Source organism: Polymorphobacter multimanifer (assembly GCF_014205635.1).
GTDB lineage: Bacteria > Pseudomonadota > Alphaproteobacteria > Sphingomonadales > Sphingomonadaceae > Sandarakinorhabdus > Sandarakinorhabdus multimanifer.
In genome coordinates, this window is record NZ_JACIIV010000010.1 from 1 (window position 1) to 13,951 (window position 13,951).

Consider the following 13,951-nt stretch of genomic DNA (forward strand, 5'->3'; position numbering starts at 1 on the left):
GTCGATACTGCGCGACTGTCCGGGGCCAATCCCTACAACACCATCCTCGGCGCTGTCTCCGCCGGATAGCTCAACGCAGGGGGTGGGTAATTACGGTTGCGGTCGCCATTTAACCAAGGGAAATCATACGCATTTTTGGCGCTACGCTGAGTTTGATCCTGTTCAAGCTGTTATTTCAGTCGAGCCAATATAATGCCGATTCGGAAACAGAAACCATTACACGGTACTGTGGAACAGGTTTTACTTTGGTACGATGGGCCGCAGATTCTTCTCGGCTCTATTAGCCGAAACAGAAAAATCATTGCAGTGGCCATCGCTGATAACAACCATGAGGGGCAGTTTTTAGGCGCAGCTGTTAGTGATGAACAGCTGTTAAGTTACGATGAGGGAAAGTATGATTTGCGCTATCTGATTACACAGTGTTTCTACGGTGAGTGGTATAGCTTCCTTTACGAGCCCGATCAGGATAAAATCTGTTTTTACAAAATAAATCGAGACAGCGCACTTATAATCGATTCAATTCCGGAAGCGGGACTGTTCTCGCGAAGCCACGACCCGATCACTAAACTTCCAGTAGCAATTGATTATTCGACAGAGAAGTTTTCCATTGATGGCCACTGGCAGTTTGCTGAACTTTCAAAATTTTATAACCAAGTTTCCGACATATACCATATTTATAACACTATCAGGCGGATCACTGAGGTCATGCCAAATGGGAACGAAGAAAGGCAGATTCAGTCGAATTTTCTGCGTCCGTTTCAGGGCGGGGGTAGTTATGTAGGCATGTTTAATTCGATTGCGAACGATAATTTTGACTATGCTCCATTGAGATTTTCTGGAGTTAAATATAATTCACCCGGCTGGATTGAAGTAAAGGGCCGTCGAGAACAATTTGGACAGACGGTGGCCTTGATTGACCACTTCGCGAATTTTTCTCAATCAATAAAGACTAGTTATACGGAACTCTATTCCTATTTATCAAAAACTAATTTGCTTTCGGCTGACGCTGACGTATTTATAATGGACTCGGTCCTTTCTGAAATTAAACAGCTCACCTTGCAACTTTGTGTAAATTTGCCTGATATCCGATTTGGCGATATTTTGAAGTTGTCTTCTGATAACTATTTGGTCACCGCAAAGGTCTGTCTGTCGATTTGTCGCCGCGGAGAACGACTGGCGAGTTTTTTCCTTCAAGGTCGAGCAAACTACGGTGATATCGACATATCAACTGCGGCTATGTTGCAGGATTGAGTAAGCTGCTGCGACCCTATGGGAATGCGGCCGGCGGCAAAGCCGCCGAGTCCGCTTTCGCCCAAAAGGCAGAAAGAAAGAGCGCGGCGAAGCCGCGCCGTCGGTCGCTCGGTCGGATTCTCCGACCGTACGCCGGCCGGGCACTGCGGCGAGTCTCAAGATAGCTGCGCTATTTTTCGCCGCCTTGGCCTCTGTCCTACACACGCCCTTTTCCCCATACTCCCCCCATGAGCCACACCCTCCCCGCCCTCACCACCCGCCATGATGGCTGGACCCCGGCCCGCCAGGCGATCTTCCTCACCGCGCTCGCCGATATCGGATCGGTCAGCCAGGCCGCCGCCGTCGCCGGCATGTCGCGCGCTGCCGCCTATGCGCTGCGCAGGCACCCCGATGCCGGGGATTTCCGCGCCGCATGGGATCTCGCCCTCGCCGATGCGATGCGCCAGATCGAGGAGCTCCTGATCGAGCGCGTCATCGGCGGCGAGACGATCACCGTCACCAGCGCCGATGGCAGCACCCACACCCGCCACCAGCCCTGCAACGAAAAGCTCGCCGTCCTGATGCTCGCGCGCCTCGATGCCATGCGAAGCCGGCAGCAGAATCTCCCTGAAACGTCCCGAAACACCCCCCAGATGTCCCCCGCAGCACCCTTGGCCATACCCTGCACGCCCCCGAACGAGACCCCGGCCCACCACGCCTTCCACAATCTCGCCCGCACCCTGCCCGATCGTGAAGGCTGGCTGGCACCGGCGCCGCGCGATGCCTCCAGCACCGCCGCCCTGCCGCCGCCCGTCACCCTGCCCCGCACCCTCGCACCCGGCAGCAGCCGCATCCCCAGCAAGAGTTCGCGCCCCGGCATCCGCCCCCCACGCGATCCTGCCACCAGCGATCCGGCCGCCAAACGCCCGAAAAAACCGCGTTCCGTGTCAACTTCGTATGGTTCGATGGCGATGGCCGAGTTGCACGAGATCGAGGACATGATCGCACGGCACGCCGGAATCCCCCCGTTTTCAGGCCGTTGATCAGCATCAAAGCTTTTCCGGCGCATCCGTGCCATGGTAGCGGCCGCAACAAGGAAAATCAGCATGTCCAACGCCATCGCCACCAGCCTCCACGCCCGCCTCGCCGAGCTGGAAACCGAAATCGCCCGTCTCGATGCCGAAACCACCCAGCCGCTCAGCCCCAAATTCAGCGACCAGGCCAATGATCTCGAGGATCTCGGCACCAACGAAGCGCTGGAAAGCGTCCACAAGGCCGAAGCCGAGCAGATCCGCGCCGCCCTTCACCGCATCGACGCCGGCACCTATGGCACCTGCGACAATTGCGGCGCCGATATCGCCCCCGCCCGCCTCGAAGCCCAGCCCGAAGCCACCCGCTGCATCAATTGCGCCGCCTGACCACACAAGCTAACGGGAGGGGATGAACACCCCCTTCACCCGCTTCGCCGAATGGCTCGCCGCCGCCGAGGCGACCGAACCCAACGACCCGAACGCCGTGGCCCTCGCCACCGCCACCCCGCAAGGCCGCCCCTCGGTGCGGATCGTGCTGCTGAAAGGCTGGGACGAGCAGGGCTTCGTTGTCTACACCAACCTGACCGGCCGCAAGAGCCTGGAATTGAAGGCAAATCCCTTCGTGCAACTGAACTTCCACTGGAAGACCCAGCGCCGCCAGATCCGCATCGAAGGCCCGGTCGAACAGGTCAGCGACCATGAAGCCGATGCCTATTTCGCCACTCGCCCCCGCCTCAGCCAGGCCGGCGCTTGGGCCAGCCTGCAATCCCGGCCCCTGCCGGACCGCGCCACCTTCGAAACCCGCCTCGAAGAGGTGCTGCAGCGCTTCCCCGACGAAATCCCCCGCCCCCCCCATTGGTCCGGCTGGCGGATAATTCCCGAAAGCATCGAATTCTGGCAGGACCGTGATGGCCGCCTCCACGACCGCGAGCTCTTCACCCTCGGCACTGACGGCTGGACGAGCGGCCTGCTCTATCCATGACGAAGTTCCTGAAAATGCACGGCCTGGGCAATGATTTCATGCTGCTCGACGCCCGGGAACACCCCGTTGCCCTCACCGCCCAGCAGGTGAGAAACCTCGCCGACCGCTGCACCGGCGTCGGCTTCGACCAGCTCATCCTCGTCGAGCCGAGCGAAACCGCCAGCGTCAAAGCCCGCTTCTGGAACCCCGACGGCAGCGAAGTCCCCTCCTGCGGCAACGGCAGCCGGGCCCTGGCCGTCTATCTCGGCGGCGCCGCCAGCATCGAAACCGCCGGCGGCCCCCTCACCAGCGCCGCGTCCGGCAGCCAGGCCGAAATCGACATGGGTCCCCCGCGCTGGCACTGGGAGCAGACACTCGCCTACCCCCTCGACACCCTCCACCTGCCGGTCAGCTGGGACGAGCTCACGGACCCCGCCGCCCTCAGCGTCGGCAACCCCCACATCGTCTTCGAAGTCTCAGACCCTGCCGCCATCCCGCTGGAATCCCTCGGCCCCCGCATCGAGACCGACCCCCTCTTCCCCGCCGGAATCAACGTCGGCATCGCCCGAGTCGACGCGCTTGACCGCATAACCCTCCGCGTCTGGGAGCGCGGTGCCGGCCTCACCCGGGCTTGCGGCACAGGCGCCGTCGCCGCTGTCGCCGCCCTCCAGAAGCGCGGCCGGATCGGCGCCGAGGTGACAGTCACCATGCCCGGCGGCGAAGTCCGGGTCCGCCGGGACGAGTCCGGGCACCTCCACCTCGCTGGCCCCGCCATCATCTCCTTCACCGGCGAGATCGACCTGGAGGCCTTTGCATGAGCTGGCTCGATCGCCTCAAATCCGGCCTCAGCCGCTCGACAACCAAGCTGGCAGACAGCCTCGCCGGCCTCGCCAGCGGCACCATGCCTCTCGACGAAGCCCGGCTCGATGCCATCGAGGAAGCGCTGATCACCGCCGATCTCGGCCCCGCCGTGGCGCAGCGCATCCGCGAGAAACTCGAAGGCCCCCGCTTCGAGCGCGGCATCGACGAAGCCGGCCTCAAGGCCGCCGTCGCCGAGGAAATCACCAACATCCTCGCCCCCTACGCCAAGCCACTCGCCGTCACCGCCTTCCCCCGCCCCCATGTCATCCTCGTCGTCGGCGTCAACGGCGTCGGCAAGACAACCACCATCGCCAAGCTCGCCCGCCGCTTCACCGAAGCCGATTACAGCGTCATGCTCGCCGCCGGCGACACCTTCCGCGCCGCCGCCATCGCCCAGCTCCGCATCTGGGCCGAGCGAGTCGGCGTGCCGCTGGTGAGCGGCGAACAGGGTGCCGATGCCGCCGGCCTCGCCTTCACCGCGCTCGAAAAGGCGCAAGCCGCCGGCACCGACGTGCTCATCATCGACACCGCCGGCCGCCTCCAGAACAAGTCCGGTCTCATGGACGAGCTGGCCAAGATCCGCCGCGTCCTCCAGAAGCGCAGCCCCGCCGCTCCCCACGACACCTTGCTCGTCCTCGATGCCACCACCGGCCAGAACGCCCTCTCGCAGATCGAGGTGTTCCAGAGTGTCGCCAAGGTGTCCGGCCTCGTCATCACCAAGCTCGATGGCACCGCGCGCGGCGGCGTTATCGTCGCGGCAGCCGAGCGCTTCCACCTCCCCATCCACGCCATCGGCATCGGCGAGGGCATGGACGACCTCCGACCCTTCGAAGCGCAGGACTTTGCCACCGCCATCACCGGCCGCTGATTGCCAAGTGCACGCATTTGCTGGCAGGATGCGCAGGCGCCGCATCAAGGAGACCCGTCAATGATCCGCCTTCCTCTCGTCCTCGCCGTTCTCGCCATCGCCTCCCCCGCCCTCGCCCAGACCGGCCCCATCGAAACGCGCAAGGCGCTGATGGAAAACAACGGCCGCGACGCTAAGGCCGGTGGAGACATGCTCAAGGGCACTTCGCCCTATGATGCCGCCCGCGCCAAGGCGATCTTCGCCAGCATGAACGATGTCGCCAACAAGTTCGGCGCGCATTTCCCGCCCAACAGCAAGACCGGTGGCAAGACCGAAGCCGCGCCAGCGATCTGGGAAAAGCCCGGCGAGTTCAAGGCCTCGCTCACCAAGTTCCAGGCCGATTCCGCCGCCGCCATGAAGGCCGATCTTTCCACCCAAGCCGCCTTCGGCACGCAGTTCGGCAAAGTCACCGCCAACTGCAAGAGCTGCCATGAAAGCTTCCGCATCAAGCTCGATTGATGACGAAAGCCGCCCGCCTCCTCATCGGCCTCGCCCTCATCGGCGGGCTCGCGGGCGGCGCCTTCCTACTGCTCACCCTGCCCGATCGGCTCGATGCGACCGCCATCGCCGCCGAAGGCAGCGGCAATGCTGCCCGCGGTGAGCGGCTGTTCTGGGCCGGTGGCTGCACGTCCTGCCACGCTGCCGGCGGCGCCAAGGGGGACGACCGGCTGATCCTCGCCGGCGGCGCCCCGCTCGAAACGCCGTTCGGCACCTTCCGCGGCCCCAACATTTCGCCGCACCCCGATGGCCTCGGCAACTGGACCCTTGCCGAATTCGCCAACGCCATGCAGCGCGGCGTGGGCCAGGACGGTCGGCACCTCTACCCCGCCTTCCCCTACACCAGCTACCAGCACATGACCGCAGCGGACATTGCCGACCTGTTCGCCTGGCTCCGCACCTTGCCCCCGGTCGCCGGCAAGGCGCCCGACAACGAACTCGGCTTCCCCTACAACATCCGTCGCGGCATCGGCCTGTGGAAGCGCGCCTTCGCCGGCGACACCAGCCCCATCATCCCCCTGCCCTCCGATGCCCCCGAGCCGGTGCGCCGCGGGCAATATCTCGTCGAAGGCCCTGGCCATTGCGGCCAGTGCCACACCCCGCGCACGCTGGACGGGCTTGGCGCTCTCGACCATGGCAAATGGCTGGCCGGCGCTCCCAACCCGGAAGGCAAGGGCCGCATTCCCAACATCACTCCCGCTAAGCTCGACTGGTCAGCGGCCGACATCGCCAGTTATCTGGAAACCGGCTTTACTCCGGACTATGATTCCGTCGGCGGATCGATGGTGGAAGTCCAGGAGAACATGGCAAAACTTCCCGCCGAAGACCGGGCCGCCATCGCCGCGTATCTGAAAGCAATCCCCGCAGCCGAGTAGCCATGCCAGCGTGTCGGGGGAACGGAACCGCCTCTCGGCGATTGACGACCCGCAACGGGAGACGACCATGGCCGCACGCCCTTATTGGAAAGGTCATATCCGGCTGGCGCTGGTGTCGATTCCGGTCGAGATCTTTTCGGCGACGAAGAGCGGGGCATCGATCGCCTTCAACCAGATCCATGAGCCGTCGGGCAAGCGCATCAAATACGAGAAAGTCGTTCCCGGGATCGGGCCGGTCGATGTCGACGACATCGTAAAGGGCTTCGAATATGCCAAGGGCGAATATGTGCTTCTCGACGAGAAGGACATCGAAGGCGTCAAGCTCGAGAGCAAGAAGACGCTCGAGCTGACCCAGTTTGTCGACAGCCACGACATCGACCCCATTTATTTCGAGAAGCCCTATTATGTCGTGCCGGCCGACGACCTCGCCGAGGAAGCCTTCATCGTGCTGCGCGAGGCGTTGCGCCGCAGCCGCAAGATCGGCCTGGGGCAATTGGCGATGCGCGGCCGCGAACATGTCGTCAGCATCAAGGCCTGCGGGCGGGGCATCGTCATGGAAACGCTGCGCTATGCCGATGAGGTGACCAAGGCGAGCAGCTATTTCCGTGATATCGGCGACGCCACTCCCGATGACGAACTGCTCGAACTGGCGACATCGCTGATCGACAAGAAGACCGGCAAGTTCGACGCCAGCGACTTTCACGATCGCTATGTCGATGCGCTGCGGGAGCTGATCGAACGGAAGAAGCAGGGCAAGACGCTCAACATCGACAGTGATGCCGGCAGCGGTGCCGACCCGCGTGGCGGCAATGTCATCGATCTGATGGCCGCCCTGAAGAAATCGCTCGGCAGCGGCGCCGCCAAGTCCGCGAAAGCCCCGCCGGCCAAGGCGAAGGCAGCGCCGTCCAAGGCCCCCTCCAAGACAGCCTCCAAAGCCCCCTCCAAGGCAGCGCCCAAGCCACCGGCGCGCAAGCGGGCCTGAGCCACGGCCTCCGCGACATGCCCCGCAAAGCCGCAAAGCCCGACACGCCTCCCAGCACGGACGCCGAAGACAGCCTGGCACCCTACCGCGCCATGCGCAACTTCACGCGCACCACGGAGCCCTCGGGCGGCCGCACCGCAAAGCCAGGCAACGGTTTCGTCGTCCAGAAACATGCCGCCAGTCGCCTGCACTATGATTTCCGCCTCGAACTCGCAGGCGTGCTGGTCAGCTGGGCGGTGACGCGCGGCCCGAGCGCCGACCCTGACGACAAGCGGCTGGCGGTGCGCACCGAGGATCACCCGCTCGACTATGCACGCTTTGAAGGCAGCATTCCCAAGGGGGAATATGGCGGCGGAACGGTGATGCTGTGGGACAATGGCACCTGGGAGCCGATCCCCGGCAAGGACCCGAAGAAAACCCTTCCCGAAGGGCATCTGCATTTCATCCTGCACGGGCAGCGGATGCAGGGGGAATGGATCCTGTTCCGGCTCAAGCCGCGCGGCAAGGAGAAGCGCGAGAACTGGATCCTGCGCAAGGTCAACGACAGCTTCGCCGCCCGCTCGGATGATCTGGTCGGGGGCCATCTGACCAGCATCGACAGTGGCCGCACGATGGAAGAGATCGCGCAAGGCAAGGCTGGCAAGGCTGCCGTTGCCGGAAAAGCGGCCAAGCGGCGCAAAGCCGCCAAGAAGTCCGCCACCGACAAGCCGCCGCCGTTCCGCCCGGTGCAGCTGGCAACGCTGGTCGATCATGTGCCGCCCGGCGATCGCTGGCTGCACGAGCTCAAATATGACGGGTACCGCACCGTCCTCGCCATCGGCGGCGGCGAGGGCAAGGCCTACACCCGCTCCGGCCTCGACTGGTCGGACCGGTTCGCCGGCCTGATTGCCGAAGCCGTCGGCCTCAAGGCGCGCACCGCACTGATCGATGGCGAGGCCGTGGTGCTGACACCGGACGGCCGCACAAGCTTCCAGGCGCTGCAGGCCGCTCTCAAGGATGATCCCGACAGCATCACCTATTTCGCCTTCGACCTGCTCGAGCTCGACGGCAAGGACCTGACGCAGACACCGTTGATCGAGCGCAAGGCGTTGCTCGCCAAACTGCTCGGCAAGGCAGACGGCAAGCTGCGCTATTCGGACCATATCGTCGGCCATGGCGAGGCCCTGCTCGCCAAATTCTGCGGCCTCGGGCTTGAAGGCGTGATCTCCAAGCGCGCCGACGGACCTTATCGCGGCGCTCGCGGCAGCGGCTGGCTCAAGACCAAGTGCATCCAGCGGCAGGAGTTCGTCATCATCGGCTGGCTGCCGTCGGACCGACAGCGCGGCTTCAAGTCCCTGCTCCTCGGCGTCAACGACGCCGGCGAGCTTCGCTATGCCGGCAAGGTCGGAGCCGGCTTCACCGAAGATGCGATGACACGCCTGCTGGCGCTGATGGCCCCCATCGAGCAGACCAGGGCCACAGTGAAGGCCCCGCCCGCCGCCGTTCGCGGTGCCCATTGGGTCAAGCCCAGGCTCGTTGCCGAAGTGGCTTTCGCCGAAGTGACCGGCGACGGCGTGCTGCGCCATTCGAGCTTCCTCGGGCTGCGCGAGGACAAGAAGCCGGAAGCCGTTGTCGCCGAGGTGCCGGCGCCGGTGGCATCCGCCACCCCCGATGCAAGCGGCATCACCATCAGCAACCGCGACCGGGTGATCTTCCCCGAAGGCAAGCTCACCAAGGGCCAACTGGCCGATTACTACGAATCCATCGCCCCGATCATGTTGCCATGGGCGGGCAGCCGACCCATCAGCCTCGTCCGCTGTCCGCAGGGCCGCGCCAGGAAATGCTTTTTCCAGAAGCATGATGCCGGCAGCTTCGGCGACAGCGTCAGGCAGATCGCCATTGCCGAAAAGGATGGCGGCAGCGAGCCCTATCTTTTCATCGACTCACCGGCAGGCCTGCTCACCTGCGTCCAGATGGGAACGATCGAGTTTCATGGCTGGGGTGCACGCATCGAGGATGTGGAAAAGCCAGATCGGCTGGTGTTCGACCTCGATCCCGATGAAAGCCTGGGCTTCGCCGATGTTGTCTCCGCCGCCTTTCACCTGAACGACATGCTGGCGCAGATGGGCCTCACCACCTTCCCGCTCGTCACTGGCGGCAAGGGTGTGCACGTCATCGCACCGCTCACCCCGGGTGCCGAATGGCCTGAAGTAAAGGACTTCGCACAGCGCTTTGCCACGGCATTGGCGCAGGCCGAGCCCGATCGCTTCACCGCCGCCCTGTCCAAGGCAAAACGCAAGGGTCGCATCTTCATCGACTATCTGCGCAACCAGCGCGGTGCCACCGCCGTGATGCCATACAGCGCACGCTCCCGCGAACACGCGCCCATCGCGGTGCCGATCACCTGGCAGGAATTGCGCTCGCTCGACAGTGCAGCAACCTGGCATATCGGCGATGCCGCCGAGATGCTGAAGCGCGCGCAATCGAAATCCCTCGCGCAATGGGGCCGCGCCAACCAGATGCTTCCCGAACTCTGACGTTGAACTGGCCTGCACGAGGCTGCCGAACATGCGCGCAGGCATCAGGGACACAGAGAATGAGGTCGCGTGCAAGGCAAAGGCCTTTTTCTTGACCTCTCTCATCAGATCGCATACGGCTCCGCCACCCAGCAATGGGAAAAGGCGCGTCCACGGATGCACGCCGGCCGACGAGGGTTCGTCCGCCGGCGTGAAATTCGTTTGAGGAATTGGATTTGTTCGACAGTCTTGCCGATCGTCTTGGCAGCGTTTTCGAGAAGCTCCGCGGTCGTGGTGCGCTGACCGAACTCGACGTGCGTGCAGCAATGCGCGAGGTGCGGATTGCGCTGCTCGAAGCCGATGTCGCATTGCCGGTGGTCAAGGATTTCGTCGAGCAGGCAACCGAGCGCGCGATCGGCGCGGAAGTCATCCGCTCGGTCACGCCCGGCCAGCAGGTCGTCAAGATCGTCAATGATTGTCTCGTCGAGCTGCTTGGCTCCGAGCATGAAGGCCTCAACATCCCCGCCACCCCACCGGCGGTGCTGATGATGGTCGGCCTGCAGGGCTCGGGCAAGACGACGAGCACGGCGAAGCTCGCGAAGTTCCTCACCGAGCGCCAGGGCAAGAAGGTGCTGATGGCATCGCTCGACGTGGCACGGCCGGCCGCCCAGGAGCAGCTGCGCGTACTCGGCGAGCAGACCGGCGTTGCCACACTGCCGATCATCGCCGGCCAGTCCCCGGTCACCATCGCCGAGCGCGCGCGGCAGTCCGCCAAGCTGCAGGGCTTCGATGTGGTCCTGCTCGATACCGCGGGCCGGCTTTCGGTCGATGCCGCCCTGATGGCCGAGATGGCGCAGATCGCCAACGCCACCCAGCCGCATGAAATCCTGCTCGTGGTCGATGCCCTCACCGGCCAGGATGCGGTGAGCACGGCGACGCTGTTCAAGGCCGAAGTGCCGCTTACCGGCGTCATCCTCACCCGCATGGACGGCGATGCGCGCGGCGGTGCCGCCCTCTCGATGCGCGCCATCACCGGCAAGCCGATCAAGTTTGCCGGCACCGGCGAGAAGCTCGATGCGCTCGAAGCTTTCGACCCGCAGCGCGTTGCCGGTCGCATCCTCGGCATGGGGGACATTGTCGGCCTCGTCGAGCGCGCCGCCGCGAACGTCGAGCAGGCCGATGCCGAGCGGATGGCCGAAAAGCTCTCAAAGGGCCAATTCGACCTCGATGATCTGCGCGCCCAGTTGAAGCAGATGAAGGCGATGGGCGGTCTCGGGGCACTGGCCTCGATGATGCCCGGCGTGGCGCAGGCGAAGCAGGCGATGGCCTCGGGTGCAGTCGACGAAAAGCTGCTTGGCCGCATGGAGGCCGTCATCAGCTCGATGACGCCCAAGGAGCGTTCCAAGCCCGAAATCATCACCGCCAAGCGCAAGATCCGCATCGCCAAGGGCTCCGGCACGACGGTGATGGAAGTCAACCGCGTCCTCAAGATGCAGCTCGAAATGGCGACTGCCATGAAGAAGCTGCGCAAGATGGGCGGCATGAAGGGCATGGCCGCCATGCTCGGCCGGATGGGCAATTCGCCCGGCGGCGTCATGGGGGGCCTCGGTGGCCTGCTCGGCGGACCCGGTGGCCCGATGGGTGGGCCGGGCAACAAGTTCAAACGCTAGAAATCAACCGAAGGAAGTCTCTGAAATGTCTCTCGCAATCCGTCTTGCCCGTGGTGGCATGAAGAAGCGCCCCTATTATCGCATCGTCGTCACGGACAGCCGCAACACCCGCGATGGCAAGTTCATCGAGAAGATCGGCACCTACAATCCGGTGCTGCCGAAGGATTCGGCCGAGCGCGTGAAGCTCGATTCCGAGCGTGCCGCCCACTGGCTGAGCGTCGGCGCCCAGCCTTCGGACCGTGTCGCCCGCTTCCTCGATGCCGCCGGCGTCCGCACCCGCGCACCGAAGAACAACCCGACCAAGGGTGAGCCCGGCGCCAAGGCCAAGGAGCGGCTCCAGCTCGCCGCGCAGAAGGCCGAGGAAGCCGCTGCCGCTGCCGTGGCTGCAGAAGCCGCTGCCGCTGAAGCCGCCGAAGCTGAGGCCGCTGCTGCTGCTGAAGCTGCTGCTGCCCCCGCCGAGGAAGCCCCCGCCGAGGAAGCGCCAGCTGAAGAGGCTCCGGCCGCCGAAGAAGCGCCTGCCGCGGACGAAACCCAGGCCTGAGCCTGAATTCGGCTCATGGCTGCCGAAATCACGCTTGCTGTTGTCGCCGGTGCCCATGGCATCGGCGGCGCAGTGCGTCTGAAGCTGTTCACGCCGTCGCTCGAAAGCCTTGAGGCGCACCGCGTCTTCCTCGCCGGCGACCGCGCGCTCACCCTCATCGACATTCGCGCCGAAAAAACCGGCGCCGTTGCGCGCTTTGCCGAAGTGAAGGACCGCAACGCCGCCGAAGCGCTGCGCGGGACCCTCCTCAACGTGCCGCGTGAAAGCCTGCCCCCCCTCGAAGACGGGGAATATTACCATGCCGACTATCTTGGCCGCGAAGTGCAGGCCCCCGATGGCACGGTGATGGGTACGGTCCGCACCATCGAGAACTTCGGCGCCGGAGACATTCTCGACATCACCCTCACGTCCGGCAAAAGCGCCATGGTGCCCTTCACAGCGGAAGCGGTCACCGAACAGGGCGACCAGCTCATCATTGACCCAATCTGGCTCACCTAGTATATACGCCACGTGTATACAGGAGCATTCGCCATGGCACGCAGCAAGGTTTTCAAATCCGGCAACAGCGCCGCCGTGCGCCTGCCCGCAGCCTTCGCACCGCCCCCCGGCACACTCGTCGAAGTCCGCGAGGAGCACGGCCGCTGGATCATCGAACCCGTCCCCGAAACCCCGAAGATGATCGACCTGACCGGGATCTATGGGTGCGCTCCGGGCCTCAAGCCGATTCCCAGCGAGGACCGGCTGTTCGAGGAGCGCCCGTCCGAGCGGCTGGCGCGAGAGGCAGCCTTGAAGGCGTGATCACTCCGCAATATCTGCTCGATACCAACATCGCCATCTACCTGATGGAGGGCACGGCACCCGCTGCGGTGCAGCGCCTGGAGGCCTGTCCCCTCGGGTCGGTCGTCACGTCGAGCATCTGCCTTGCCGAAATCCTGATGGGCACCGGCCCCGCCGGTCGCCCGGTGCTCGATGCCCTTCTTGCACAGATCGCGGTGCTCCCCTTCGACGAGGCCGCCGCGCGGGCCTATGCCACCATCCCCTTCCGTCGCCGCAGCTTCGATCGGTTGATCGGCGCGCACGCGCTGGCGCTCGACCTGACGATCATCACCGCAAGCTCGATCGACTTCGCCGACATCCCCGGCCTCCGCGTCGAGGACTGGACGCAGCCATGAGCTGGTCCGCCACCATCCTCACCCTCTACCCCGAGATGTTCCCTGGCCCGCTGGGGGCCGCAATCGCCGGCCGCGCGCTCGCCGAAGGCCGCTGGACCTGCACCGCACACAACATCCGCGACCATGCCACCGACAAGCACCGCTCGGTCGACGACACCCCCGCCGGCGGTGGCCCCGGCATGGTGCTGCGCGCCGATGTCGTCGCCGCCGCCTTCGATGCGACCCGCAACGGCACGCCGGCATATGCCCTCACCCCGCGCGGCCGGCCCCTCACCCAGGCCCTCGTCCGCGAGCTGGCTGCCGGCCCCGGCGTGACGCTGCTCTGCGGCCGCTTCGAGGGTTTCGACGAGCGACTGTTCGAGGCGCGCGCCATCCAGGAGGTCTCGATCGGCGATTACATCCTGTCGGGTGGCGAGACCGCGGCCCTCGTGCTGCTCGATGCTTGCGTCCGGCTGCTTCCCGGTGTAATGGGCGCGCCCTTGAGCGGTGTGGAAGAAAGCTTCGAAAGCGGCCTTCTCGAGCATCCGCACTACACAAGGCCCGCCCAATGGGAAGGTCTTGCGATCCCCGAAGTGTTGCGATCGGGGGATCACGCAAAGGTCGCTGCATGGCGGCTCGAGCGGTCCAGAATGGACACACGGTCAAGGCGGCCGGATCTTTGGCAGCGTCATCCCGACGCTGCGGATCAGTCGCCCTCTGGCGCGCGACGACCAAACAAGGAGGAATGA

16 protein-coding genes are annotated in these 13,951 nt (G+C 64.4%); all 16 read left to right on the plus strand.

Features of this window, described 5'->3' with window-relative positions; all coding sequences use genetic code 11:
* Positions 1–228: 228 nt before the first annotated feature.
* Complete coding sequence (locus FHS79_RS07795) at positions 229–1,251, plus strand: hypothetical protein (protein WP_184197933.1); 1,023 nt, start codon at positions 229–231, stop codon at positions 1,249–1,251.
* A 227-nt stretch (positions 1,252–1,478) separates the two neighbouring features.
* A complete protein-coding gene (locus FHS79_RS07800) occupies positions 1,479–2,273 on the plus strand; it encodes a hypothetical protein (RefSeq protein WP_184197935.1) in 795 nt (264 codons plus the stop codon).
* 63 nt (positions 2,274–2,336) lie between these two features.
* Entirely contained in the window at positions 2,337–2,648 is a 312-nt protein-coding gene (locus FHS79_RS07805; RefSeq protein ID WP_184197937.1) for a TraR/DksA family transcriptional regulator, read from the plus strand.
* Between the two features lie 22 nt (positions 2,649–2,670).
* Positions 2,671–3,243 carry a pyridoxamine 5'-phosphate oxidase gene (pdxH, locus tag FHS79_RS07810; protein ID WP_184197939.1) on the plus strand — a complete coding sequence of 191 codons (573 nt, stop codon included), beginning with the start codon at positions 2,671–2,673 and terminating at the stop codon, positions 3,241–3,243.
* Entirely contained in the window at positions 3,240–4,040 is an 801-nt protein-coding gene (dapF, locus tag FHS79_RS07815) for a diaminopimelate epimerase (protein ID WP_184197942.1), read from the plus strand. The genes pdxH and dapF overlap by 4 nt, the downstream gene beginning before the upstream one ends.
* Positions 4,037–4,951 (plus strand): signal recognition particle-docking protein FtsY, encoded by a 915-nt coding sequence (gene ftsY, locus FHS79_RS07820; protein ID WP_184197945.1) that lies wholly within the window; start codon positions 4,037–4,039, stop codon positions 4,949–4,951. The genes dapF and ftsY overlap by 4 nt, the downstream gene beginning before the upstream one ends.
* A 60-nt stretch (positions 4,952–5,011) precedes the next feature.
* Positions 5,012–5,449, plus strand: a complete 438-nt coding sequence (locus FHS79_RS07825; protein WP_184197948.1) for a c-type cytochrome — start codon at positions 5,012–5,014, stop codon at positions 5,447–5,449.
* Positions 5,449–6,363: a c-type cytochrome gene (locus FHS79_RS07830; RefSeq protein ID WP_184197950.1), complete on the plus strand. Its 915-nt coding sequence runs from the start codon at positions 5,449–5,451 to the stop codon at positions 6,361–6,363. Before FHS79_RS07825 ends, FHS79_RS07830 begins: the two co-directional genes overlap by 1 nt.
* A 67-nt stretch (positions 6,364–6,430) precedes the next feature.
* Positions 6,431–7,345, plus strand: coding sequence for a non-homologous end joining protein Ku (ku, locus tag FHS79_RS07835; RefSeq protein ID WP_184197953.1), 915 nt, complete (start codon positions 6,431–6,433; stop codon positions 7,343–7,345).
* 17 nt (positions 7,346–7,362) lie between these two features.
* Positions 7,363–9,861 carry a DNA ligase D gene (gene ligD / locus FHS79_RS07840; protein WP_184197956.1) on the plus strand — a complete coding sequence of 833 codons (2,499 nt, stop codon included), beginning with the start codon at positions 7,363–7,365 and terminating at the stop codon, positions 9,859–9,861.
* Between the two features lie 215 nt (positions 9,862–10,076).
* Positions 10,077–11,510: a signal recognition particle protein gene (ffh, locus tag FHS79_RS07845; RefSeq protein ID WP_184197959.1), complete on the plus strand. Its 1,434-nt coding sequence runs from the start codon at positions 10,077–10,079 to the stop codon at positions 11,508–11,510.
* A gap of 25 nt (positions 11,511–11,535) precedes the next feature.
* A complete protein-coding gene (gene rpsP / locus FHS79_RS07850; RefSeq protein WP_184197962.1) occupies positions 11,536–12,051 on the plus strand; it encodes a 30S ribosomal protein S16 in 516 nt (171 codons plus the stop codon).
* A gap of 15 nt (positions 12,052–12,066) precedes the next feature.
* Positions 12,067–12,549: a ribosome maturation factor RimM gene (rimM, locus tag FHS79_RS07855; RefSeq protein ID WP_184197964.1), complete on the plus strand. Its 483-nt coding sequence runs from the start codon at positions 12,067–12,069 to the stop codon at positions 12,547–12,549.
* Between the two features lie 33 nt (positions 12,550–12,582).
* Positions 12,583–12,849, plus strand: a complete 267-nt coding sequence (locus FHS79_RS07860; RefSeq protein ID WP_184197967.1) for an antitoxin — start codon at positions 12,583–12,585, stop codon at positions 12,847–12,849.
* The gene (locus FHS79_RS07865) at positions 12,846–13,223 is read left to right on the plus strand and encodes a type II toxin-antitoxin system VapC family toxin (protein WP_184197970.1); all 378 of its coding nucleotides are present in this window, start codon (positions 12,846–12,848) and stop codon (positions 13,221–13,223) included. Before FHS79_RS07860 ends, FHS79_RS07865 begins: the two co-directional genes overlap by 4 nt.
* Positions 13,220–13,951 (plus strand): tRNA (guanosine(37)-N1)-methyltransferase TrmD, encoded by a 732-nt coding sequence (trmD, locus tag FHS79_RS07870; RefSeq protein ID WP_184197973.1) that lies wholly within the window; start codon positions 13,220–13,222, stop codon positions 13,949–13,951. Before FHS79_RS07865 ends, trmD begins: the two co-directional genes overlap by 4 nt.